Annotated in this window: 11 protein-coding genes; 3 read left to right on the top strand and 8 right to left on the bottom strand. The window is 70.6% G+C overall.

Going from position 1 to position 24674, the window contains the following annotated elements; translation table 11 throughout:
• Window positions 1–608 precede the first annotated feature (608 nt).
• The 4 genes from M2271_RS17250 to M2271_RS17265 form a co-directional block, all read right to left on the bottom strand.
• Window positions 609–2876, bottom strand: coding sequence for a UvrD-helicase domain-containing protein (locus M2271_RS17250; protein ID WP_280888120.1), 2268 nt, complete (start codon window positions 2874–2876; stop codon window positions 609–611).
• Entirely contained in the window at window positions 2873–9820 is a 6948-nt protein-coding gene (locus M2271_RS17255) for a DEAD/DEAH box helicase (protein WP_280888121.1), read from the bottom strand. The genes M2271_RS17250 and M2271_RS17255 overlap by 4 nt, the downstream gene beginning before the upstream one ends.
• Before the next feature lie 91 nt (window positions 9821–9911).
• The gene (locus tag M2271_RS17260) at window positions 9912–10544 is read right to left on the bottom strand and encodes a hypothetical protein (RefSeq protein WP_280888122.1); all 633 of its coding nucleotides are present in this window, start codon (window positions 10542–10544) and stop codon (window positions 9912–9914) included.
• Window positions 10541–11758, bottom strand: coding sequence for an AAA family ATPase (locus M2271_RS17265; protein WP_280888123.1), 1218 nt, complete (start codon window positions 11756–11758; stop codon window positions 10541–10543). Before M2271_RS17265 ends, M2271_RS17260 begins: the two co-directional genes overlap by 4 nt.
• Before the next feature lie 298 nt (window positions 11759–12056).
• On the opposite strand from M2271_RS17265, the gene M2271_RS17270 reads away from it, so the two are divergent.
• Window positions 12057–13118 carry a beta family protein gene (locus M2271_RS17270; protein WP_280888124.1) on the top strand — a complete coding sequence of 354 codons (1062 nt, stop codon included), beginning with the start codon at window positions 12057–12059 and terminating at the stop codon, window positions 13116–13118.
• A 25-nt stretch (window positions 13119–13143) separates the two neighbouring features.
• Here the strand turns inward: M2271_RS17270 and M2271_RS17275 are convergent, their stop codons facing one another.
• From M2271_RS17275 to M2271_RS17285, 3 genes are all read right to left on the bottom strand, one after another.
• A complete protein-coding gene (locus tag M2271_RS17275) occupies window positions 13144–17040 on the bottom strand; it encodes an AAA domain-containing protein (protein ID WP_280888125.1) in 3897 nt (1298 codons plus the stop codon).
• Window positions 17041–17046: 6 nt separating this feature from the next.
• Window positions 17047–17472 carry a hypothetical protein gene (locus M2271_RS17280; RefSeq protein WP_280888126.1) on the bottom strand — a complete coding sequence of 142 codons (426 nt, stop codon included), beginning with the start codon at window positions 17470–17472 and terminating at the stop codon, window positions 17047–17049.
• A gap of 98 nt (window positions 17473–17570) precedes the next feature.
• The gene (locus M2271_RS17285; RefSeq protein ID WP_280888305.1) at window positions 17571–18029 is read right to left on the bottom strand and encodes an ATP-binding protein; all 459 of its coding nucleotides are present in this window, start codon (window positions 18027–18029) and stop codon (window positions 17571–17573) included.
• 300 nt (window positions 18030–18329) lie between these two features.
• Here M2271_RS17285 and M2271_RS17290 point away from each other — a divergent pair, with 300 nt between their 5' ends.
• Window positions 18330–19196, top strand: coding sequence for a helix-turn-helix transcriptional regulator (locus M2271_RS17290; RefSeq protein ID WP_280888306.1), 867 nt, complete (start codon window positions 18330–18332; stop codon window positions 19194–19196).
• Window positions 19193–19384, top strand: coding sequence for a DUF397 domain-containing protein (locus M2271_RS17295; RefSeq protein ID WP_280888127.1), 192 nt, complete (start codon window positions 19193–19195; stop codon window positions 19382–19384). The genes M2271_RS17290 and M2271_RS17295 overlap by 4 nt, the downstream gene beginning before the upstream one ends.
• Before the next feature lie 75 nt (window positions 19385–19459).
• On the opposite strand, the gene M2271_RS17300 is transcribed toward M2271_RS17295, so the two are convergent.
• Entirely contained in the window at window positions 19460–24640 is a 5181-nt protein-coding gene (locus tag M2271_RS17300; RefSeq protein ID WP_280888128.1) for a class I SAM-dependent DNA methyltransferase, read from the bottom strand.
• Window positions 24641–24674: the final 34 nt, after the last annotated feature.

The following is a 24674-nucleotide window of genomic DNA, read 5'->3' on the forward strand; positions in this document are numbered from 1 at the left end:
AAGCCCGCCAAGCCGTCGGTCAAGTAGACGCCATCGGCGCCCGGGGCTGGGGAATTACGTGAACTCAGCCCCGGGGAAATACGTGAACGTCCACACTGGTGCGCACGGCTGACCGGATATGCGCGAGGGGCCCGTGCCAAGCCCGGGGCCAAGCAGATGCTATTGCACCACACAGCCCTGAACGCATGTGCCTGTCGGCAAACCGCCTCTCGGGTGATCCGCCGTAGCCGTTTGAAACGGGCCTCGCAGTCACCCGGTCCACTGGACTTCATGCCACGCCCGTGCCGAAGGCGCCTCTGACCTGACGGTTCTTCTTTTTTCTCAGGGTGCGGGCGGGTGGGCCGACCTGGTTCCCGGGGTGCGGGGGTGCGTCACCGCGCCGGTCTGTGTCCATCGTCATGCAACTGCCGGGGCGCACCGGGGCAAGGTCTCCGTGACGAGGGTGCCGGGCACGGAGACCGTCTTCACGCTGCGGCTGCCCGCTGACACGTAGACAGGGTTGTACGGGCAACGGCTCTCGCGAGATTCCCAGAGCGGTTGATCGCGACAGCCGGGCCCGTACCACTCGACCCCGCGTCGTGTCGTCGCTTGGATGCCGGACCGTCAACTCACGCCGGGTTCCGCGTCACCCATGAGTCGTCGAGGAACGGGCTGGGCTTTCCGTGCCAGAACACGTCCACGCTGTCGCGTGCCCGTGTCGCTGCCACGAACAGCAGGGATCGAGCCCGCTGGATCTCGTGCCGGTGGCGTGCCGGGTCCCTGTCCCGCAGTCCGCTGACGGCCTGGCGTGGCACGAGTCCGTCCGCCACACCCGCGATGATCATTCGCTGGTACTCCAGCCCCTTGAACCGGAACATTGTGCCGATGTGCACGCCGGTGGAGCCGTGCGGGCCATCGGAGCGGATCTCCACCGAGTCGATGCCGTGCAGTTTGAGCGTGTAGGCCATCTCGGCCGCCATCTGATTGGTCGGCACGCAGATCGCGATCTGCTCGTGGGCGATGGCCAGGTCGTCGTCGGCGTCCCACTCCTGGATGAGCGCGGCCACGCCTTCCCGCTCGGCGGCCCAGTCCGGGAACGCGTGCCCCGCCGGAAGCCCCCCGCTGAGGACCGACCGGTAGCCGGCCAGGGTTTCCTCGCTGCCGTCGAGGTCGTCGTACGTCGTCTCGCCCAGCACGCCGAGGGCGGAGCGCAGGATCTGCCGCGTCGTGCGGTAGCTGAGGCTCAGCCTTGAGGACCGGCCGCGGATGTTGACGCCCAGGCTGCCGAGGGTCACCTGGTTCTTGTAGATCCGCTGGTGGGTGTCGCCGACCAGGAACAGGTCGTCCGCGCCGCGCGCGACCATCGCGCGCAGCATCTTCCAGTGGGCGGGGCGCAGATCCTGGGCCTCGTCGACCACGATGTGCCGGTACCGGTAGCGCAACCAGCCTCCTGAGCCGTCCTGGAGGTGGACGTTGTCGAGGCCGCCCGTCGCCTCCCGTTGCCGGTCGATGTTCAGGATGCGCTGCTCCCGGCCCATCTCCAGCCGAGCGGCACGCTCCGCCACCTGGTCCCAGGTCTGCCGCCCGAGCCGGTCCAGCCGCTGTGTGAAGCGTTCGGTGAGCTGCCAGATCTCGGCGCGCTCGCCGCGGCCGATGTTCCTGCCGCGTCCGGAACGCCGGGCCCGGAAGTAGTCGGTACGGGTACCGACGGCCTGGCCGAGGATGACCTGTGTCCACTCGTCGTGCAGGAACTCCGGGTCCCAGCCGTCCCCGCCCAGCTCGTCGAGCAGCCCGCGCCATTCGCGTACGGCCTGGCTGTCGTCAATGGCCTGCTTCCTGCTGCCCGGTTCGGCCTCGCGGACGATGCGCAGCGCCAGCTGGTCGACGTGGCTGACCTCGACCCGGCTCAGCAGTTCCTCGCCGCCCAGTTCCAGCAGCCGGGAGCGCAGGTCGGCCGCGAGGTTCTTGTTGTACGTGGTCAGCAGGACGGGCTTGTCCCGGCCCGGGGGAAGATGCCGCACGAGATGCCGCACCCGGTGCAGGGCGACGATGGTCTTGCCGGTGCCGGGGCCGCCGCCCACCCGCGCGGGGCCGTTGTAGCGCCGTTCGACGAGCTTGGCCTGGGTGGGGTGGAGGAAGACCTTCCAGCGGCCGAAGTCGCCGCTCTCCAGTGCCTCCCGCAGGGCGTCGTCCGTCGTGGTGACGACCGTCGCCGGCCGTTGTGCGGCGGCCTCGAAGTCGTCCGGGTCGACCGGCTCGGTGGCGGCCACCGGCTTGGTGACCTGGTCGAGGACATCGTCGTACGACGCCCCGTCGAACAGGGCGAGCAGCACTTCGCCGGTGAGCTGCGGCGCGTACTCGACGAGACCGAGCAGCTGGTCCTCGGTGGCGAGGGTGCGGATGACGGGCAGCAGGGGTTCGGCGACACCGAGATCCGACAGTTGCTGGTCGGACCAGGCAGCGAACAGCGGCCGGGGCGGTTCCGGCCGCGCGGGCCTGGCCGGTTCAGCGGGTGTCGGGGCCTGGGCGGGCGGGGCGGGGAGCCTGCGCAGGACGCTGTCCTCGACCACCTCCAGGTCCACGTACTCGATGCCGCCGGTGACGTGGTTGACGCCGTACGACAGCCGGTTGTACACGTCCTTGCGGTGCTTGACGGAGACGATCAGCCAGTCGTCGTCGGCGAGCCGCAGCAGCAGCGCCCGGTACTCGTCGTTGACGCGCGCCGACCAGAGCCTGCTGTCGCCCTTGAGCTGTTGGAGTTTGAGCCCGGTGGTGTGCGGGTTGCTCCGGAACTTGTGCTGGAAGTCGAAGAACGCGCCCTTGACCGTGCGGGGGAGTTTGAGGATCTCCTTGTCCGCCTTGTCGAGCAGGCGCAGTGTGACGCCCGAGGTGTTCATCGCTTCCGCTCCCCGTCGCTGTTGGTGTCGCTTTCCTGCCGCCGTGCCGTGAGCCGGGCGGTCATCGCCGCCGGGTCCCATTGCGTGGCGGTGCGGACTGTCCAGCCCGCTGCCGAGAAGGCCTTGTCCCGGTCCTGTGCCTCGTAGTCGGGTTCGTCGCCGTCCGTGCGTGGCGCGCGGACCACCGCGATGCGGGCATCGGGCCAGGCCAGTTCGGCCTGCCAGCCGTGGCTGTCCAGTTCGAAGCCGTCCCGAGGTGCCGGCACCGCTGTCGTGGCCAGTGCGTGGGCCAGCTCGGCGAGCCCCGGTTCATCGGGGTCGAGCAACTCGATGACCCGGTTCCAGCGGGGATCCCGTCCTGCCCCCGCGTCGCCCGGGATCTCGGGTGCCTCGGATTTCGGCGGGACCGTCTCACCGCCGGCCACGGCGGGCACCGAGGGTGCGGCGACGATCCCGACGGAGGCGAGGTCGTTCGCGGGCGAGGGCATGGGGGTGCGGTTCGACGTCAGCCAGCCCGCCCCGCCGGTCACGGTGAGCGCCTCGGTGGCGAAGTCGTCGAGCATGCCCGACGTCAGCTGGGCGCTGTCACCGCCGCCGTGCTCCAGGAACTGCAGCACGTTGCTCCAGTACAGCCAGGCACGCCAGCGTCGCTTGTGGGCCGGCTCGTCGGCCAAGGCCGCGTCACTGTCGTCCAGGACGGTGAGTCCCGTCCACACGGGCGGGGTCCGCCTGCCGTCCGCGGCGAGCACCAGACGGCAGCCCGACGCGTCGGGTCCGGACAGCAGCCGTACGGGACCGGCCACCCCGGCGGGCATGCCGCCGCGCAGCGCTTGCCCCAGGCCCGCGCCGATGTCCTCGCCGGTGAGGGCGGCGGCACGGACCCCGTCCCTCCCGCTGAGTCCCGCGGCCGCCGCTTCCGCCCGCCGACGCCAGCGCTCCGGGTCGGGGGAGCGCAGGTAGGCCAGCAGCAGCCGGGCCGGGTTGACCCACACCGTCTCGGCGAGCTCACCGGGCAGGCCCCGGCCCACGCGGTCGTAGTAGTCGCGGGCACGCTGCTGCCCGCCCGTGCCGTACGGCTCCCACACCGGGTCGGCGGCGCCCGCCCCCCCGTATCCGGTGTCCTGGACCTGCTGACGCCACTCCTTGACGTCGTGGTAGGTCAGCTGGAACACCCGCAGTCCGTCCGCCCGGAGCCGGGTGCGTTTCCTGGCGTCGTCCGCCAGCCGGTTGTGCTCACGGGTGGCGTGGTACGCGTAGCCGTCGAGGTACAGGGCGACACGCGGGCCCGGGCTGTCCAGCCGTTCGAGGAGGATGTCGGGCCGGGTGCCGTTCAGGTCACGTTGCTGGGAGACGCGCCAGCTCACGGTGGTCCCGTCGGCCGCCGTGAGCCGCAGGTCGAGGGCGTACGTACCGGCGGAGGTGGTGTACGTGTCCGCCGCGGCGTTCGACTCCGGCGTCTTCGCCCAGTCCTGGAGGGTGTCGATGAACAGGATCTCCAGGTCGCTCTCGGCCTGCCGCTGCAGCGGGATGTGACGGGTCGTCGCCACCGGTGAGGTGTGCCACCGTTCACCGTCGGCGCCCAGCAACTCGTCCAGCATCTGGCGGACCTCGTTGCGGCTGACCTTGTCGTAGTCGGCGGCCGGTACCCGTCGCAGCAGGCACTGGTGGCAGCCGTCGAGCCCTTTCTCCCGGCACGCGCAGCCCTCGATGACGTCGCGCGCCCTGAGCAGCACCTCACGGAATCCGTCGGCGGATGCCAGCCGGTGCAGGTAGCCGGTGCCGCCCGGCAGCCGGTCGTAGACGACGAGGAAACGCCTCGGCCAGTCGGCGTCCAGGTCGCCCGCGTGGTCGGGCATCGTCGCCTCGGCGATGTCGATGTGGTCGGGATCGCCGCCGTAGCGGGCCGCGATCCCCGCGAACAGGGCGGCGGTGAACGACGCGAGCCGTTCCTTGACGCGGGCCACCGACGCGGGCAGCAGGATGCGTACGGCCTCGGTGGTCAGTTCGTGGGCGAGCAGCAGCGGCACGTCCTGACCCTTGCCCTGCTGTCGGCCCTTGTCGGTCGCCGGCCCCCGGACACGGCGGCGCGGGCACCACAGTTGGTGGTGCGCCGCGGCCGGGGTGCTCGCCGCCCCCGACTCGGTGAGCGCGTGCTGCGACACGTCCACCACGGGCCGTCCGTCGGCCGTCGCGCCGCCGCACTCGGTGCAGACGTAGAACGGGTTGAGCCGTACGTCCTGTCCGGCGAGCGGCACCGTGCTGCTGCCGTCCTCGCGGTCCAGCCCGAGGTTGAGCGTCCGGATCGTGGCGTGGCGGGTGAAGTCCACCCCGAACACGGCACTGTCGTGCCGCCACGAACCGGACGCCATGCGGTCGGGGTCGATGTCGACGGTGGTGAGGACCGCGTAGCGCTTGCGGTCCCGTTCGTCGCGGTCGTCGCGGACCCGGGCGTCGTCGCGTTTGTCGCGGGACAGGACCCGCCTGGGCCGCAGTACGTACTGGACGCACCCAGCGTCGGCGATCTCGCGTCCGCGGCAGCGCGGGCACGGGTCGGTGTTGTGTTCGGCGTCGTGTTCCTCGGTGCGGACGTATCCGCAGGCGGGGCAGAACCGCCACACCGACCAGGCGCGGCGCTCGGGGCTGCCGACGTCGAGGGCGCGTACCACGTGCCGGTAGCCGTTGACGTAGAAGCTGTTGCCGGGGGCGAGTTCGGTGAGGGCGAGCTTGCGGGACCGTTCGTAGTCCCGGGTCTCACTGCGGTACACCTTGCCGCCGGCGCCTTTCCCGGCTGCTGCCCCGCCCGTGCCGTCCTCTTCGCCCGGTGTCTCAGCCCAGTACAGCGTCGCTTCCAGCTGGGTGGTGGTGTCCGTCAGGCTGTAGTTCGGCAGCAGCCCGAGGTCCACGAGGGTGGCGTGGGCGCTGGACTGGCTCAGCTCCCGCAGCAGGTCCCCGGCGCCCCGCCGTTCGGCGAGCAGTTCGCGGCGCTCCCGGTCCTGCGTGTCGTCGGACCGGGCCAACTGTCCCGCGGCCTCGTCGATCGCGGCGATCCTGCGGCGCAGTTCCTCGCGCCGCCCCGTCCAGTCCTCCTCGGCCTCCTGCAGTGCCCGCACGATCCCGCCGGTCGCGTAGGCCCGGAGTTCCGCCGCCGCGTACGCGGAGACGCCCGCCCCGTCGGTGCTGTCGGCGTCCCGCACGTCGCCGCTGTCGGGGAACAGGCCCAGGAACTCCTCCGCGAGGGCGGCGCCGTGCGTCTGGGCGGCGTCCGCGAGGTCCTGGCACCATCCGCTGGTGCCGAACAGGGCGGAGGACAGCCGGGGGAGCGGCGCGAGCACCTCGCCGTCGGAGGTGCGCAGTTCGCCGCGGGCCGCCAGGTCCAGCAGCCGCGCCGTGTACTGGCGGCGCAGGATCTCCACTGCCGACAGGTAGCAGCCCGGCGGCAGGATGGTCCCGGCGATCATCTCGCGCGGCTCGTCCAGGTAGTACAGGTCGCGTGCCTTGCGTCCGCCGAACGCGACGATCAGGGCGTTGCCCGTCCGGCGCCCGGCGCGTCCGGCGCGCTGCACGTAGTTGGCGGGCCCGGCCGGCAGGGAGCCGAGCAGAACGGCGGACAGGTCGCCGATGTCGATGCCGAGTTCCAGGGTCGGGGTGCACGACAGCACATTGGGGTCGGTGTAGTGCGTACCCGCTTTGAAGGTGCGCTCGACGCGCTCCCGTTGGGGACGGCTGAGCATGCCCGTGTGCTCGGCGGTCACCACACGGAACGTGCCGCCGGTCAGGTAGAGGCGGCGGTAGTAGTCGCCGGTGTAGTCCCGCTCCTGCGCGAGCGCGCCGAAGCGGGACACGTCGGTCCCGGTTCCGGACAGGCCGGGCTGGGGGGCGGTCAGGCTGCCCTTGCACCGGTAGCGGGGGCAGGGATGCCCGTACCAGCGGGTGCGCCGCTCGGGCGCCACGACCTGCTGCCAGCCGCAGTCCTCACAGCTGACGAAGGCCTTGTTGACGACGGTGTCGCCTAGTAGCCGCACCTCGATGTGGCCGGGCTGCAGCCCGTACACCCGACTCTGGCGGTCACGGGCCGTCCGCACCGCGAGGACGCCCGCGTCGGCGAGGGCGGGCAGCAGTCTGCGCAGGTATTCGGTGGCCCCCGCGGCGTCCAGATCCAGGCATCTGCGGGTCCAGTCCTGGTACCAGCCCAGGCGCCCGGTGACCGCGTCGAACTCGGACCTGTCCTTCTGCCCGTCCAGCAGGAACCTCGGGGGCGCGACCCCTTCGGGAAACGCGGGCATGCCGTCGGGCCTGCGCCCGGAGATGAGGTAGCGGTCGGTGCCGGCCTCCTTGATCCAGGTGTCCAGCCAGTGGTGCCGCACCGCGCCGCGCAGCCGCAGCCGCTCCAACAGGCCCCGGACATACGCCAGATAGCGTTCGGGTGTGGGCAGCCCGCCGACCGCCAGCAGCTGGCCGGGCAGCGACAGGTGCAGGTCTCGTGCCAGGTCCGTGACCCGGTCCGGTTCCGCCACCGTGACCTCGGCGGCCGCGGTCCGGGTCAGCTCCAGGGTGCGGCCCATGCGGCTGCGCAGCCCGAACTCCATCACCGTCGCGAACGCGAGCCGTTCGCCGATCAGCCGCCAGGTCCGCGCGTCGCCGGTGCCGCGACCGGACAGCAGCCGGTCGACGCCCGGCTCGTCATGCAGGTCGGGGGGCACCACGGCGGCCAGCGCCTCCGGGTCGTCCACCGAGTCCAGGACATGCCCGATCAGGTCGTTCAGCGCGGTCGGCGCCCCCGAGTCGTCCAGGTTGTGGGCGAGCAGCGAGCGCAGCGAGAACTTGTACGAGGCGTTCGCGACGTATCCCGCGCGGTGTGCCGCGTCCTGCGTGGAGTCGTTGAACAGCAGCGTCTTGCGCTCCTCCGGTACGAGCGCGATGTCGCCGCCGGTGAACAGCTGGGTGACCGTCGCCGAGGCGAGGGCCGCCTGGGCGGTGCCGAGGAAGCGGATGCTGTTGTCGGTGTGGCAGGCCGGGCAACGGTCGTCCTTCGCGGCCCGGTCGGCGGTCTTCTTGTCGAGCACGGCCAGCGCGAACCAGGCGTCGACGAGTTCGCCGTCGTCCCCTGCGGTGGGCAGCCGGTAGGTGCCCTGTCCGCCGTCGAGGACGACCACCGACAGCGGGTCGACGCCGCCGTCCGAGGGTCGTGCCCCGGTCAGCGCGTCGAGGGCCTGCTGCCGCTCGCGGGCGGTGGCGGAGACGAAGTAGCGCACGCGCCGCTTGTCCCGGCCCACGCCGGCCCGCCAGATCCGGTCCTGCGCCATCACCAGCCGCTGCGGGTCGGCTTCGGGGGACAGGGCGGCCCAGCCGGAGCGCCCGCAGTTGCGGCAGTACACGGCGGGCAGGTGCACCTGGGCGGGGCGCGGCGCGGTGTCGGTGCCGGGCAGCGGCTGCCTGCTCGCGGAGGACGACGGCCAGTTGCCGGACGAGGCGTCCGGATCCTCGTCGCCGGGCGGCGCGGCGTTGAGCGCGGCCCGGCGGGCGGCCGTCCGGTCGTCCTCGTACCAGCGGAACTCGGGGGTGCGGCCCACCCCGCGCAGCACCCGCGTCACGGGCCGCACCCACAGGTGTGCCTCGATGTGCAGCAGCGGCCGGGGCCTGCGCTCGTCGGAGTCCGGGTCGCGGGCGGCCGACAGCAGCGCCACGAACCGGGACAGCGCCTGGAGCACCAGCCGCGGGTTCTCCCGGGCGGTGCGGGGCCAGGAGTAGCCGAACCGGGCGAGCCGGTCCCGCAGCGCCCACTCGTCCAGCGGCTCACCGCCGAGCAGGGACAGCACCCCGTGGGTGAAGTCGTGCCGCTTCAGCAGCCGCCCGACGCGGAAGGCGTCCAGCCCGGTGCGCCCCAGCATCCGGGCGGCGAGCGCGTCGAGGTCCAGCAGGTCGGGCCGGGCCTCCACGTCCGGCCCGCCGGACACCGCCACGACGTCCTGCGGGGTCGGTGGTTCCGGCAGCTCGTAGTCGACGGTGCCGGTGAACTCGTCGGCGGTCATCCGCTCCTCGCCGATGACGGCGTCCGGCGGGAACGGCATCCCGAACACCCGCCCCGCCACGTCGAGGATGCCCCCGGCCTCCTTGCCCGGCGCACCCTCACCGAGCGTCGCCGACGTCGCCACCGGGCAGATCGCGCCCAGTGGCCTGCCGGGCCGGGACTTTCCGGTGGCGGCGGCCAGCCGGCGCAGCAGCATCGCCACGTCGGTGCCTTGCGCACCGTCGTACGTGTGGAACTCGTCCAGCACGACGTAGGCGGGGTCGGCGCCTTCCCACAGACCGCGGTCCTCGCCGCGCTGGAGCAGCAGGTCGAGCATCTTGTAGTTGGTGATCAGCACGTCGGGCGGGGAGAGGCGCATCTCCTCGCGGCGCGTCATCACCCGCCGGAAGTCCGTGTCGGGCCGGTCACCGATGTACAGGCCCGCCGTGACCTGCGCCAGCTCCGGCCGCGCCAGGTACTCGCCGATGCGGCCGGCCTGGTCGGTGGCGAGCGCGTTCATCGGGTACAGCAGCACGGCCTTGATCCCGGCTCGCCCCTCGGCCTTCTGGCGCCGGCAGTGGTCCAGTACGGGGATCAGGAAGGACTCGGTCTTGCCGGACCCGGTGCCGGTGGTCACCAGCGTCGGCCGGGCGGGCCCGTGCAGCGTCGACAGCCGCGCCCACGCCTTCGCCTGGTGCCGCCACGGAGCGAACCCCGGGAACCCGGCCGACCACTCCACATCCCGCTGCCAGTCACGGTCGGCGACGTGGAACGGCGTCCTGATCCGCAGGTAGGGCCCGCGGAAGATGCCGGTCTCGGGGTGCCCGAGGAAGCGTTCGAGGGCGCCGCGGGTGTCCTCGTCGGCGAGGGCGTACGTCGTCGTGAGGTACTGCGTCAGACTGCCGCGCAGCTGCGCGGCGGCCATGGTGGGCTTCACGGTCCCCCTTGCGTGCCGGTGCCCTGATGACCTGATGATCGGTACCACCGTAGTACGCGCCGTACGGACGCACAGGTCACCGGTACCGCGGCTACCAGCCGGCCAGTTCGCTGATGAACTCCTCGTACGAACGGTTCTTCCCGTCGGGTCGCATGAGCTTGCCGTCCTGACTGAAGGCCTTCTCCATGATCCGGGGTGCGTCCGACTCCAGATAGGGCGGCGTCCAGGCATGCTCCTTCAGGCGTTCCTTGGGTTTGTGGATCTTCGTGAGATCACATCCCTTCTGGTACTTCGCCTTGAGGATCCAGCTGTTGTTGACCTTGGCGAAGGCGGCGGGGAACTGCATGAGCCAGGCCTCCATCTCGAAGGCCGCCAGGGCCACGGCGGACGGACACGCGAAGTGCTTCCGCAGCTCGGCGCTGATGCGTCGGCGAACCTCTTCGTATTTCTCCTCGTTCACGAGGTCGAGATCGACGTGGACCACGATCCCCGCCAGTTCTGACCGGACGGAGGCCGCCTGTGCGAGCTTGCGCAGCCTGTCGATGCGCGGTGTGAGTTCCTTGTCCGCCTCCCGGAGCGAGGTCTTGTCCCTGATGTTGACGATCTTCGTGTCCGGGCGGAAGGCTCGAATGAGGTGCCAGAGCACCTTCCTGTCGAAGTCGCCCTCACCCGCGACGACTATGACGGAGTCTTTCCTCCCGTGGCTCTTGCCCTTGCCTTTCACAGCCCACCCCCCAGCGTGTTGGCGAACCACAACTCCCCGATGGGCATGCCTTCGGACGCGTCGATGACCTCTTGGACCTCATCCGGCGTGAGCGCCGGGATGCGCGATGCCCCGTCCGTGCCCCGCTCGCAGACCACGAATTCCTCCGGGGTCAGTTCGCTGACGAAGACAGGAGAATGAGTGGTGATCAGGAACTGCGCCCGGCGGCTCGCCTCCCGCAGTCGCCCCGCGAGGAGTTCCAGCGCGTGCGGATGGATGCCGTGGTCGATCTCCTCGATACAGGTGAGAGCGGGCGGCTCCGGGTCGTGGAAGATCGCCAGGAGGCACAGGACGCGCACCGTTCCGAAGGAGGCGTCCTCCAGCCGGGTGCGTCCCCGCAGGCCCTCTTCCTCCAGTTCGATCGAAAGATGGTCGTAGGTCCCGGGCGTGTCCACGACGTGCACGTCACGGATCTGGGGGATCACCGCTCTGACGTCGTTCAGCAGGGCCTCCCAGACGTACCTGCGGCCTTTGTCGTTCCTGATGGCCTGGAGGGTCTTGAGGAAGTCCGCGAGGTTGGAGGCGTCGTCTTCCAGGTGACGCCCTGAACTGGTGATCGGGGAAGGCTGCCGCGCAGCCCGCACATCCGGGTCGAACACCCGGACCTCGGAGAGGTGCCGGCTGATCTCCGCCACGGCGTGGGCGGTTGGGCTGTCCGTGGTCCAGGGCAGCGGTCGGTGCAGGGCGGACGCCATCCGGTCGATGCCCGCGGGGTCCTCCAAGCCGTCGGTCGCCAAGGGACTGTTGACCTCCACGGCGGCGCTCTTCAGTTCGACGGAGGTCTCCGTGTCCTGCCGCGGGTGCTGGGTGAACCGCTCGTGCCGGTACAGCCTGTGTTCGAGCGTCGACACGCGACGCCGGTTGACACTCAGTTCGTAGCGGTCCGGGCTCTCCTCGGACGCGAACTCGGACCAGATGCCCTCGACGCCGATCGTGATCCGCGACACCGGTTTCGGACCGCCTCGAAAGGCGACCCTCTCGAAGCCGCCGCGCTCCGTCAGCGCCGACGCGATCCCGTCGTGGGACACGCCGCGCAGAAACTCCAGGGCGTGGAACACGTTCGACTTGCCCGCCGCGTTCGGGCCGACCATGACGGTCAGGGCCCCGAGTGGCAGCTTCGTGTCGGTCAGGGTGCGGAAGTTGCGCACGGTCAGACCGAGTATGCGGTGGTTCAAGCCTCGCGCCCCATCGTGGAACAGCCGGGTGACAGCGACCCGGTCATCGAACTGTTCGGCGCACGGTGGACGGTCCCCGAGGCAGACAGCTGAGTGCCGCTCAGTTCCCCATGTGTGCCGTCCACTTGGCGCGTCCGACCACCGAGCATCACGAAGCGTACAACTTGTGTCACACCGTCACCAGGTACTCACGTACTTCAGCCAGCCGGGCCGAAAGGGCTCTCTTTCCCCGTGCCTTGACGTTCGCGGACCCTGACGGGAAGGGAAAGCGCGCGGGCAGTGTCGAGGGGAAGCCACGATGTCCGAACCGCTCTACGTTCCCGTCCTGCCCGTCCGGCAGCACGCCCGGATGGCTTACGAGCGCCTCCGCCCCGACATCCAGGCGGCGATCGCGCCCGTGTGGAACCTCCCGCCCTTTTCCGGGGTGACTCCGGCGGAGCTGGAGAGGGCCCACTGGCAGCGGGAACTGCGCCGGGTGAGGGGCGCCCACCGGCGCCATCCGGGCTGGATCGACGCCCCGTTCGCTCAGCCCGCGCAGACACCGGCACTTGCCGGGCTCCTGGCCGAGTACAGCGCGCTCTCCCACCTGCTTCGCCCGGTGACCGGGCCTGAGCGGAGCGAGGCTCAGCAGACAGCGGCGATGGAGACCGCCCGTCGCTGCGGCTGTGGAGTCGGTATCCGCGTCAGCCTGCCGGGCGAGTGGGACGGAGCCGCCGTCGAGGGCGTCAGCTCACTGCTGGCTCGGTTCGACCGGGAGGTGCCTGTCGATCTGTTGCTGGACCTGGGGGGTGTGCTGCCCGGCCGCCCCGATGCGGGAAAGGATGCGCTGCGCGCTCTGGACGCACTGGTGGCCCTGACCGACGACTGGCGGACCATCGCCGTACTCGGTGGGGGAGCCCCTCAGGCCACGGACGACATGCTGGAGTTGGGGCAACCGCACGAGGAGCCCCGCGCCGACTGGGACATGTGGCACGAGATACGGGCGGGCCGCCGGGAACGCCTCTCCCGTCTGAGATACGGCGACTACGGGGTGCAGCCCCCCACGGCCCTGGCCCAGGAGCCGGGGGGCGGCGGACCGCCCTGGGGCGTCCTCCGCTACACCACCGACCGTACATACGTGCTGTGCAAGGTGCTGAACCAAGGACCGGACCGTACGGCGGGCATCCGGGCCGCCGCCGGCCAAATCTGTGATCTGTCCGAATTCCGGGGAGCGGTCGCGAGCGCCGGTGAGACCTGGCTGCGCGACTGCGCCGACGGACCCATGACGGACGGCGAAGGATCCGGCAACCATACGCAGTGGCTCTGGGCAGGCAACGTCCAGCACATGACCTACGTCGTCCGGTGTCTGCCCAGCAGCTGAACCGCCGGTGGAAGCACGGTCGGGCTCAGTCGAAGAGCGGCGCGAGTACCTCCTCGCCCGCCAGGATCCGCCACGCCGGAACCCGCACCGTCCGGCCCACCGGGGCCGCCTTCGCCCCGTAGCCCCCGGACGGCAGCCCGGTCAGCAGGTCGCTGCGCGCGTGTGTCAGCCGCAGGTGCCGCGCCGGATCCCCGCCGGGCGGCGGACCGGGGTCGATCAGCACCGCCGTGTTCTCGCCGGCCTCGGTGAACAGCAGGTCCACCGGATGGCCGCCGACCACCGCCGCCCGCTCCAGATCGGTGATCCCCCGCCGGGCGAGGTACTGCTGGAGCCGGTCGGCGAGTTCCTCGCGGAGCCCGGTCACCGGGGTGGCCGTCAACACCGGCCCGCCGTCCTCACCCGCCGCCGCCCCCAGGGGCACCGAGCGTCCCGCGAGCAGGGTCGGCAGTCCGCTCTGACCCTGCCAGAACGCGTGGGCGCCCACGGTGATCAGCTGCGACTTGGCGCGGGTGACCGCCACGTTCCACAGGTTGACCTGGCTCGCGACCCAGTACGTCGTCCTCGGCGGCGTGTTGTGCGTGGCCACCGGGCTCAGCACCATCACGTCGCGCTGCCCGCCCTGGAAGGCGTGCACCGTGCCGACCCGGACACGGTCGTCGTCGCGCCACATCCGCGCCAGCGCCTCCTTCTGCGCCCGGAACGGCGTGACCACTCCGACCTCGGCGTCCTGCGGCAGCCGCGCCAGCAGTTCGTCCACCACCCGCCGTACGGCCTGCGCCTCCGTCGCGTTGCGCCAGGACCGCCCGTCGCCGCCCCGTGCCGACTCGCCGTGCGGTACGTCCACCCAGCCCAGCACCGGCGCCGGATCGGCGGCCCCGACCGGGTCCACTGGCGGGACCTGCCGCCGTACGTCGGTGAGCACCTGCAACTGGCCCGCGTAGCAGTAGCCGTTGACGACGTCGGCGATGCTCGGGTGGCACCGGTAGTGCTCGTCGAGGAGCAGTGCCGAGTCGCCGTGCTGCTCGGCCGCGTGGTACGAGGAGTACACGTGGTACGTGAGCCGGTGGTCCTCCAGCTGGGCCGCGCTCAGCCCGGCCCTGACCCGCGCCTGCTGTTCCTGCTGCGGTGACACGCCGGGGATGTGTCCCAGCTGCATCGGGTCGCCGATGATCAGTGCCCGGCGAGCCCGGAACAGCAGCGGCAGCACCGACGGGATGGAGCACTGGCTCGCCTCGTCGATGACGACGAGGTCGAACAGCTTCGGCGTGAGTTCCAGTTGCCGCACCGAGTGGGTGCTGATGGCCCACCCCTTGATGTGGGCCATCAGGTTCTTCTGGCTGCGCTGGTAGCCCGCGCGGCTCCGCAGCGCCTGGAGCCGCTGGCCCATGAGCGCGCGTGCCCTCGTCAGCGCCTCGGCGGACGCCGCCCGGGACAGCTCCGCCGACAGTGCGGACAGTGCGCCCGCCGTCTCCAGCCGCGACCGCCGCAGCCCCTCCTCGTCCCATCCCAGGTGCCGGGGTACGAGTTCCCGCACCTCGCGTTCCACGGCCACCGCGTCCGCCAGCGACTCCAGCAGCTCGGGCGGCACCGGCCGCCCGGTCGCCCACGCCGGCCACGCCGGCCGGCCGGGCAGGTCCCCTTCCGGGGCATCGGCCACCGCCGAGACCAGCGCGCCGAGCGCCCGCCCCCGCCGCCAGGGTCCGAGCCGCCACCAGCTTGCCCCGGCCACCTTCCGCGCCCTGTCCTCCCAGCGCCCCAGAGCGTCCACGCCGTCATCCTCAGCCGCCCAGACACCCTCCAGGAGCGGCAGCGGCAGCTCCAGTGCGGCCGCCCGCTCCTCCCGGTCCCGGATCAGCTCCAGCAGCCGCCCCTCCTCACCGACGCGGCGTGCCGCCTCCGCCCGCAGCCCGTCGGCTGTCCCGCGGGTGTTGCGCAACTGCCCGCCCACGGTGGCCGATCCGCGCCGCGGGGCCTGGGCGGTCTCACCGAGCAGCCGCTCCAGTTTCGCCGCCTCCCGTTCCAGCGCCTCGGCGTTGCCCGTGCGCATCAGCAGGCCCGGCGCGATGTCGTCGCAGCGTTCGGCGACGACGTTCACGGCCTCGTTGTTCGTGGAGGCGACCAGCACGGACTGCCCGGCGGCGACACAGGTGGTGACGACGGCCGTGACGACCTCGCTCTTGCCCGTGCCGGGCGGCCCGGTCGCCACCGTCAGGGGACGTGTCATAGCCGAGGAGATCACCCGCTCCTGGCTCTCGTTGCACGGCCCCGGAGCCACGACCACGGCGGCGGACGCGGCCGGTGCCCCGTCCCCACCGCCGCTCAGCAGCGCGTCCAGCGCGGTGCCGGGGATCCGCCCGGTCCGTGTCGACATCTCCAGCAGGTTGCTTACCAGAGCCTGGGTGGCGATGGCCTCCACACCCGAAGGCACCAGCAGCACGGCCGCGTTGTGCGCGCCGGGCCGCAGCGCCTGCATCACCGTCCGTTCGCTGAGCGCCGACGGGTCGAGTGGTTCCAGCTCCGGCAGCCCCAGCTCCTCCAGCAACTCCCGTACGGCACGCAGCATCTGCGCGTCGTTGCCCTCCTGCCAGGTCGGCTGCCAGCGCGCGACGAGGTCGGCCGCGTCACCCGCGTCCAGCAGTTCCGAGACGACACCGGTGTGCAGCGACGGTACCCCGCTGGGCCGGAGCACGTTCCTGCCGTCCTCGTCCGGCGCGAGTTCCAGCTGCTGGATGAGCAGCGGCGCCAGCTCCACCGCCGTACGGCGCCCCCGCCCCCCGTCCCGCACGGGCAGCGTGATCGCCGGATAGCCGTACCAGTACTCCTGCCGCGCACCCGCGTCACCGCCCGCCCCGGCCGACCCGCCCTGCGGTGTGGACAGTTGCCCGGGAGCGAGAACGGTCGAGCCCCGCCCCGACTGGATGGTCTCCTCGCCCTGACCCAGCAGGAAGTACGTGGAATCGCGCCCGATGTCACGGTCGGGCCGCATGCCGGCCGCCGCCTGCGCGGTGAGGCAGTGCGCGTAGTACCGCAGCAGCCGCTGCCGGTCGACGCCGTCCCGGGCGTCCAGCGCGGCCAGTTCGCGGGCCTTCAGCAGAGCGGGCGAGCGCCGCGCCGCCTCGGCCGCGTCGCGCGGCAGGGCGGCGATGTGCACCGGCCGCGCCACGGACCGGGCGAAGGGCAGGCTCCGCGTCGCTCTGATCGTGGACTTGGTGGGGCGCTGCTCCTCCGGTACGCCCTCACGCGCCATCTGCGCGGTCAGGTAGTCGAAGAGGTCGTCCGGTGTGATCCAGCCGCCGCCCTTGATCCTCCCGTTGCGCAACCCCTCCACGATCTCCCCGGTGAACCGGGACGTGCCGAGGCTCGACCCGGGCGGCGCCATCGCGGACGCCGACTGGAGGGCGTCGGAGGCGGTGATGAAGTACACGCCGGTCGGCCGCAGCAGGGTGCTCGGCACGGGCCGCGCGGGTTCCTCCGCCGGCCCCTTCGCGGTCCAGCCCTGTACGACGGAGCCGCTGGAGCAGCAGTCCAGCAACACCAGTTTCGAGGAGGCACGGCACGACTGGAGCATCCGTTCCAGGAACTCCGCCGGCACCGCCGTGCCCGGCAGATCGGCGGGGTCGGCGTCCCGGGTCAGGAAGTACAGCTGGTTGTCGTCCTCGCAGAACTCCCCGTGCCCGCTGAAGTACAGCAGGGCCGTCTCGCTGGGCTGCCGCGCCTCCAGGAACGTCTCGATGGCGTGCAGCATCTCCGCGCGGGTCGGCTCGGCGACCATCGCGCAGTCGTTGTACATGCCGATCTCGGTGTTCTCCAGCACCGCCCGCATGTAGTGCAGGTCGGCGCGCACGGGCGGCAGATCGCGGTAGGCGTCACTGTCGTACGTGGACACGCCGACGAGCATGGCGTACCGGTCGTTGTCGGCCATCCGCGCTCAGCCCGCCGCGGGGGTGTTGCCGAGGCCGTCGTCGCCCGTGGGGTGCGGCGTCTCTCCGCCGCCCGCGAGGAACCTCTCGATCCGCTCGTCGTCCTCACGGGCCTGCTTGCCGGTGATGTGCAGGGTCGACCCGTCGGGCCGCTTGACGATGATCGTCCGCTGCGGCATCCGCGCCAGCCAGATCTGCACCCCGGCGGCCACCAGTGAACCGGCGCTGATCACCAGCCCGATGGTGTCGGCCGACAGCCCGCCCTTGTCCGCCGCCCCGGCCGCCACGCCCGGCCGGGGAACGTCCAGGGCGGCCCCGGGATCGACGTCGGCGATCCCGGCGAGCAACTCGCGCGCTTCCTTGCGCGCACGCAGCGGGTCCTCGTCGACGATGGAGATCCGGTACCCGGTCCGGTCCTCGGGCGTGGTGGTCACAGCGCTTCCCCTTGGTCTGCGGTGCTCTTGGCGGAGGGATGAGCGGCTGACGTTAGTCGGGGGGTACGACACCGGGCGCCCGAGTTTCCGAAAACCCGTCAGGTGTTGGCGGGAAAGCGCCTGACCGAGGGCGGTACGGGGGGCTCCCCGGGCGGTCCCAGCTCCAGCTCCGCCCATACGGTCTTGCCGGGGCGGTCGACACACGGCGCGACCGCCCACCGCGTCGCCAGGTGCGCCACGATGAGCAGACCCCGCCCCGACTCCATGTCCCCTGGGGGTTCTTGGGTGGCGAGCAGCGGCACCCGCTCGGTACGGGTGTCGGTGACCTCGACGCGCAGGACCCGCCGGCGCGGGCCGTCACCGGTCTCGGTCAGCCGCACGTGGAAGTCCCGCCCAGCCACATGCCCGTGCCGTACGGCGTTCGCGGTCAGCTCCGCGGTGATCAGTGTCAGCGTCTCGTTGACCGCACAGGTGTACGGGTGGCCCCAGGTGTCCAGCCGGTGCGAGACGAGACGCCGGGCGAGGCGCGCGCCACGGTGGGAGGACGTGAAGCGCATCGCGAACTCCCCTTGTCTGCTGGGGTGTTGGGTCGTCTCGCGAGCGTGGTGGGAAGGGGCCTGCTCGACGGTCCGCTGTGGAGCCGGGTTCGGGTCCGGCTGCGCCGGGGCGTTCGGTCGGGCCCCCGGGGAGGGGGAAGTTTCGCTGTTCATGCGTCCACGCTGACGTGGTGGTTTTACCGTGACGAGACACGACGCGCACACGGACGGTCGCTGTACGTGAGCAGTCTGCGCGTGTAGGCGGAGCGGAGCGTGACGGTCGACGCGGTGCCGCGTTGGCCGAGGGAGGTGGTGCGGGACATGAACGAGCCGGTGGAGTCGGCGGCCGAGGACGAGTCGGGTGCGGAGGGGGACGAGCGGGAGGCGGGGACGGGGTCGGGCATCCTGCGCGTCTTCGGACGCCAGTTGAAGAGGTTCCGGGTACGGGCGGGGCTGGAGCGGGTCGAGTTCGGGTCGATGACGGGCTACTCCGTGTCGACCATCGCCGCGTACGAGCAGGGCCGCCGGGTGCCGCCGCCGAAGTTCATCGACCAGGCGGACGAGATGCTGGACGCGGGCGGAGTCCTCCAGGAGATGAAGGAGGAGGTGGCGCGGGCGCAGTTTCCGGCGTTCTTTCGGGATGCGGCGCGGTTGGAGGCGGAGGCCGTTGAGCTGCACGTCTATGACACGCACCTCATCAACGGGCTCTTGCAGACGGAGGAGTACGCACGGGCCGTTTTCACGATGCGACGGCCTCTGCTGAGCGACGAGACGATCGACCAGCGGGTCGTCGCGCGTCTCGCCAGGCAGGAGATCTTCGCCCGCAGCCCGATGCCGACCATCAGTTTCGTCATCGAGGAGTCGGTCCTGACGCGTCCTACGGGCGGCGAGTACGTGATGCGCACGCAGTTGGAGCAGCTTCTGCTCTGCGGTCAGCGACGCAACGTCGAGATTCAGGTCATGCCGAACAACAGGGAGGAACACGCCGGTTTGGCTGGCCCCTTCACCTTGATCGAGACGCAAGATGCGCGGAGGATCGCCTACGTGGAGGCGCACAAGCACAGCCGTCTCTACACGGACCGGGGGACTGTCCGGGAGCTCGAAGAGCAGTACGGTCTGCTGCGAGCCCAGGCTCTCACCCCGCGCGAGTCGTTGACACTCATCGAGAAACTGCTTGGAGAGACATGAACGTCGACGGTGATGAACTCATTGCGTGGCGCACGAGCAGCTACAGCAGCGGTGAGGGCGGCCAGTGCGTCGAGGTGGCTTCCTTCACTCAGGCCATCCACGTGCGGGACTCCAAGGACACGAGCCGACCGGGCCTCGCCGTCGATGCTGCCGCTTGGAACCTGTTCGTCGGCTTCGTGGGGCGGTAAACACTGCCCGATGGTTAGTGCGCGGCCTGCCCCCGACAGGTGTCGGGGGCAGCGCCCTTCAGGTGAGGCTTGTCGCTACGCCTGTGCGGCTTCACGGACGGGCGGAGTCCAGCGGCCGACTGCGATTTCGGCGTCCAGCCTGGCCTGGAAGTGCGCGTGTGCTGCTCTCATCTCGGCCTCTCGGTCGGCCTTGTAGAAGGGGGCCGTGTAGCCAGCCGGGGGTGGGGTGCCGTCTGGGTCTTCTAGGTGGGCGAGGAGATCGAGGTAATCCTGCTTGGTCTGGCCGTGGCCGTAAGTGTTGAAGTCGCCCGCGATCTTACGGCCGTTGGCGTCGAAATAGGTCGCCGACTCGTAGTCGTACAGCTGCGGGTAGCGGGACTTGAAGATCGCGGCGAGTTGGTCAGCGGTGATGCCGAGCCAGACGGCGACGAGGGCGTCGAGTTCTACGAGGGCGGCGCGGCGCTCGTGTTCGGTGCGGAGGGGGGTGCTGTACTCCCAGGCTGGCTTGAGGCCGGCGGCGAGGGGCTTCAGGTGGGGCCAGCGGGGGTTGGCCCAGTCCTCGTAGCCTGCCCAGCGGGGGTCGAACAGCTCCGTCCAGAGGGGGGTGTAGTGGGTGGTGAGGGCGTTCAGGCGGAGGGTGCGGAGGAGTAGGGCGGGGGCGAGGGGGTGCTTTGGGTCAGGGGCGGGCATCTTCAGGGCTTCGCCCGTCATGAGATTAGCGCGGCCAGTGATTCGTAGCAGATAGTCCAGCGGAAGAGCACCCCAAAAACCGGCGTTGAGGACCGTCGCGCGATTAGTCGGCATGGCCATGGTGTGTACGCCATGAATGTGTGCGGGGCCGGGTGGGATGAGGGCGGCCTGAAGGCTGCGGCTGGTGTTGAAGGGGATCATGATTCGCCAGGCCAGACGGAAGAACGTGGTGAACGGCCTTCCGAACCAGGAATCCTGGGCCGCCAGGTACGCTGCCTCGTCAGTGGACCGCACATAGTTGGTCACGGGGACGTGCGACTCGGGAAGCTCTGTTGGTGCGAGCGCATTCCAGTGTCTCTGGTTCCGGCAGGGGATCATCGGCTCATTCGAAAAGGGGAGTGCACAGGAGAAGTGCGGCCCTTGCAGAATTGTATCTGAGAGCTCGGGAACCCGCTGGTTACCCCAGCGGATAAGCCCGTTCTTCTTGGCGCCTGATTCGTGGTATCCGCTTGAGATCATCGGGCCGTAATCGTCCAGACTGCTGCCAAATGAGGCCAGCGCATCGATCGCCCCTTGCTCGCCAATCAGGACTGGATACAACAGAGGGTTCTGCCCAGCTTTCCCTGCTGAGCCCGTTAGGGCATACCAGCTGGCTAGCCGGGCTGTGTCCACCTGGACGACGCGATCGCGGTGCGGCCGGATGTCCCACGAGCCGTTGTGTTTGATTCCGGGCGCCGTGCCTTGCCCGTCATGAGTCAGAGAGTTGGGCAGCGCCTCAGCGTCGCGAAGCTGGCTTACGTGCAAGAAGTTGGGTTCCTGCGACGTGCCATAGATGTGCATCCCAAATTCCTGGGACCGGGAAAGGTCTTCGAACGCCCAGTTCGCCGAGTTCACAAAGTGCGAGTGGATCCGCAGATGTCGGTACGCGGCAGCCCGGATGACACCTTCGCGTACGCCCCCGAAATGCGTATCCGGATGGATCATCCCTGCGCTGCCGTGCAGTGCGATGTGCTGCCAAACCTGAGCCATGAAGGCCCGGTAGAGGTCGCCCTGGGTACCGACAAGGAGCGGATAGGTGGCCAGGCTGCCCAGCGTGGCGACGGACCCAGCATGGGGTGCCAATTCGTTGAGGAGGAAATCCTGGCCGCCCGCACGTGTGGCCAGCACGTCCTCTTTGCGGAGGCGCCATTCCGCCGCGCTCGGATTGTCCGCCAGCACAAACCATGGCTCCAACTCCGCCAGAACCAGGTCCTCCTGCCACCTCGGCCGAACCCAAGGCGGATTCCCCACCTGCAAATCAAACCCACCCCGCGCAAACACCTGCGCGAACTCCAGCTCCCAGTGGAAGAACCCCTGCGCCTTCGCCACGTCCTTCGCGACGGACGCCCACAGGAACCGGTTCTCCAGCCACTGGAACCGTTCCATGCCCATCCACTCGGGCAGCTCGTCCTCGTACCTCGACAGGTCGTCCAGCGTCCCGAACGTCGACACCAGCGACTCGTCCGGCACGTCCTGCGTGCCCAGCAGCGCTTCCGCGAAGTCGAGCCAGTCGTCCAGTGTCGCCAGCGGAATGACCTCCCGGCGCTGCCCCTTGACCTGCTCCGCGCGGCGGCCGGTGCGGCGGCGCGACACCGAATCACGCGTCAGCGTCATCTGCTTGGGCTCGGCCGTGAACCCCGGCAGGGCGTCCGCCTCCCACGCCATCAGGACACCGGAGTCCTCGTCAGCAGCCCCGACCGCCTTCCCCTCGGCAGTCGCCGAAAGGCCCGCCGCCTCGAACTCCGCCGCCCGTTCCGCCAGCGCCTCGGCCCGCGCGTACCGTTCGTCCGTACCGTCGAGCAGTGACGCGCTCTGCACGGGCCAGAACCACAGCGCGCACCACGAGTCCATGAGCGTCTTCAGCCGCCAGTACGGGGTGTCCTCCGCCTGGAGGTCGGCCAGCACCTTGTCCCGCTGTACCGCGGCTTCCGGCCGCCGCAGCCAGTCGCCCTCCGCGCCCCACACCTGGATGTGCCGCGAGATGTACTGCTCCGACAGCTCCAGTCGCTGTACGACCAGGTCCCACAGGTACTCGGCCCGCCGGGCCAGCCCCTGAAGCCGGGCCGTCTGCTTCGTGGTCGGGGACTTCGTGATCGCCTTCCGCCACGCGCCCAGCGCCTTCGCGGCCTCCGGGGCGAGCGCCTTCGCCTCCTTCTCGGCCGCGACCGCGCCCCACTCCTTCGCCGGAAGCAGGAAGTGATGCACGGCCCCTTCCGGAAGCGGCGCGCCCTGCACCGCGTCCGTCAACGCGAACCGTTCCGGAGTGGCCCCCAGCCAGCCGCCCTTCTTCAGGCGCTCGGCGCCGTACACCTCCCGCCGCCCGCCGATCAGCGAGTTGCCGCGCCGCAGGTGCAGGCCGAACCAGGGGGCCTCCATGCCGGGGTGCATGGTGTTGAGCCACAACGACACCTCGGCCAGCTCCACGGCCGTCTCGTTGAGGTCGACGCCGTAGGAGTTGTGCAGGGCGATGTACGCCTTCGCCTTCTGGAGTTCGACGGCGTACTGCTCCGTGTCGATGGAGCGCCCCAACTCGCTCTGCCTGCGCCGCAGATACTCGGCCGCGACCTGGTTGATCGCCTCGTTGAGGAACGCGCCCGAGCCGAGGGCCGGCTCGCAGATCCTCCAGCCCAGCAGATCCTTCGCCTCGGTCTCCTCGGTGAGCAGCTGCTGCAAAGCCAGCTGCACGGTGACCTTCGTCAGGGACTCCGGCGTGTAGTACGACGCCGAGGTCTGCCGGTCGCGGCCGGAGAGGCGGTACACGAACGAACCCGGGGCGTACCGCATCCGGACGTCCTCGCCCGTGTGCCGGTCGCGGCGCCGTACGAACACCGAGTCCGGGTACTCGTCGATCTTCGACTTGGGGACCAGCCAGGAGCCGTCCTTCGGGTCGCCGCCCTTGGCGACCTCGTACAGCTCCTCGCCCGCGATGAAGCCGCTGTACGACATCAGGCCCTCGTACACCGCGCCGAGCTGGTTGATGCCGAGCTGTGCGTACGAGATGAAGCCGCCGCGCTCGCCCCGCTTCCCCTGGGTGATCATCAGGCTGTGCAGGACCTGGTGGAGGGTGGCGTTGCGCAGCCGGGTGTCGAGGTAGCGGACGGGCTCGTCCCGGGCCAGGGCCTCGTCGGAGTCGAAGCGCGGATCGAGGAGGCTGTCGGCGCCGATCAGCCGGATGGCGTCGCGCTCGAACAGCTTGCTGTGCAGCGGTTCGAAACGCAGGCCGATGTCCTCGCTGGTCTTCCCGTCGATACCGTCGGGGGAGGGCTCGACGCCGTGGGTGCGGCGCGGGCGGTAGCCGTCCTGGACCTTCTTGAAGAGCAGGTCCAGGGACTCGTACAGGTAGAAGCCCTTGCGGGCGGTGTCGCCGATCGGCTCCCGGTCGGCGATCAGCTCACCGAGCCGGCCGAGCCCGTACCCCTGCTGGTACTCGGGATAGTCGGCCGGCAGGATGCCCAGCTCGGGGCGGGCCTCCGCGTACAGGAGGAACAGGATCCGGTACAGATAGCGCAGGGACTCACGCGTCAACCGGCGCCCCAGTTCCGGGAGTTCACCGATGTCCTGCGGGCTCACTCCCTGGTCGCGCAGTCGCTCCAGCACTTCGCCCGCGATCAGCTCGACGCTCTTGCGCAGGCCGTCGCGCAGTTCGCTGGAGACTCCCACCGCGTGCTTCGCCGACTTGCCGACCAGCTCGGAGAGCGGGTTGTCGCCGCCCTCCTCCGGAGTGCGCAGCGAGTCCGCGCCGAACAGCGCGGCCACCGTGTCGAGTTCGCCGCCCGCCCGGGTGTCGTTGCGCTGGAGCGCCGTGTCCAGGGAGACCCCGAGGTAGCGGCTCTCGCCCCACACCGCGCGGTCGGCGAGGACGATCACACCGCCGCCGAGCAGCAGCGCGTACCGGGGCGGCTCCTCGCAGGCGAACAGGAACTTGGCCAGCTTGTCACCGGTCTCCACCGGAGTCGTACCGTCCAGCGGCACCGGCTCCAGCAACCGGCCCCGGCCCTTCGGGTCGACGGCGGCGTCCGGTTCGGCGGCCCAGCCGCAGTCCAGCGCGACGAGGCCCTTCTCGGCGTGCGCGACCGGGATCTCGTACGTCTGCCCGGCGCGTACCACCGTGAGCGTGCGGGGCTTCGCGTCGTACCCGAGGGCGCGCAACACCTCGGCGTTGAGCGCCCGCACCCGCTCCCGCCACTCCGGGTCGCCGTACGTCGCCCTCTCCTCGTCGACTTCCCGTACGACGGGGAGGCCGTCCTTGTCCTTGGGGACGGCGAAGGACGACCGGGCCCGGAAGTAGTCGCGGCGCAGCGCTCGCAGCCCGGCCCGGGGGGTCACCGGAAGCTCGCCGCCGCCGGGCGCCGCCGTGACGAGGTCCTCGGCCTCCGTGCCGCGCTCGTCCCCGGCGGGCGGCTTCGCCGCCTCCTCGCGTTCCTTCCACGCCTGCAGCAGGCCCGACTTGAGGTCCTTCGGAAGCACCTCGGCCAGATAGTGGGCGGAGAAGTAGTCGCCGCGGTTGACCAGGGAGTCGTACGTCATGACAGTGCTTCTCTCAGATGGTCACAGACCAGGG

It is taken from the genome of Streptomyces sp. LBL, from assembly GCF_029893585.1.
Taxonomy (GTDB): domain Bacteria; phylum Actinomycetota; class Actinomycetes; order Streptomycetales; family Streptomycetaceae; genus Streptomyces.